Source organism: Litorilinea aerophila, from assembly GCF_006569185.2.
Taxonomy (GTDB): domain Bacteria; phylum Chloroflexota; class Anaerolineae; order Caldilineales; family Caldilineaceae; genus Litorilinea; species Litorilinea aerophila.
This window is the reverse complement of sequence record NZ_VIGC02000092.1, coordinates 1-693: the sequence shown is the minus strand read 5'-3', so window position 1 is coordinate 693 and position 693 is coordinate 1. Positions and strand designations below refer to the sequence as shown.

General features: G+C 70.6%; 1 pseudogene. It reads left to right on the top strand.

Annotation, left to right across the window (positions count from 1 at the left end):
* Positions 1-693: pseudogene (locus FKZ61_RS23750) on the top strand (hypothetical protein); the annotation flags it as partial.

Here is a 693-nt window from a genome sequence, read left to right as displayed (position 1 = left end):
TGACGGTGGACGAGGAGGGTCACTGGCGCCATGAGCTGACCTTCGCCACGGCAGGCATCCAGTACATCGGCTGTCGGGCAGTGAACGGGGAGGCGGTGCCGCCCCGGCTGAGCTCCTACGTGGTGGTGGCGCCGCCGCCCACGCCCACACCCACCGAGACGCCCACGGCTACTCACACGCCGACCCCGACGGTGACGCCCACCTTCACCGAGACGCCGACCCCCACGGCGACGGAGACGCCCACGGTTACGCCGACTTTCACCGAGACACCCACAGCGACACCCACGTTCACTGAAACGTCCACGCCGACGTCTACCGCGACAGCCACTGCTACATTCACGCCGACGGTGACCCCGACGCCGGTGCAGCCCACGTGTGTGGCGTCGCCGGTGCAGGCGGTGGTGGGCCAGGTGGTGGAGATTCGGGGCACGGGCAAGCCTGGGGCCCACGTGGAGGTCATCGTAGGGGAGGAGGTGGTGGCCACGGTGACGGTGGACGCGGAGGGCCACTGGCGCCACGAGCTGACCTTTGCCACGGCGGGCATCCAGTACATCGGCTGTCGGGCGGTGAACGGGGAGGCGGTGCCGCCCCGGCTGAGCTCCTACGTGGTGGTGGCGCCGCCGCCCACGCCCACACCCACCGAGACGCCCACGGCTACTCACACGCCGACCCCGACGGTGACGCCCACCTTCA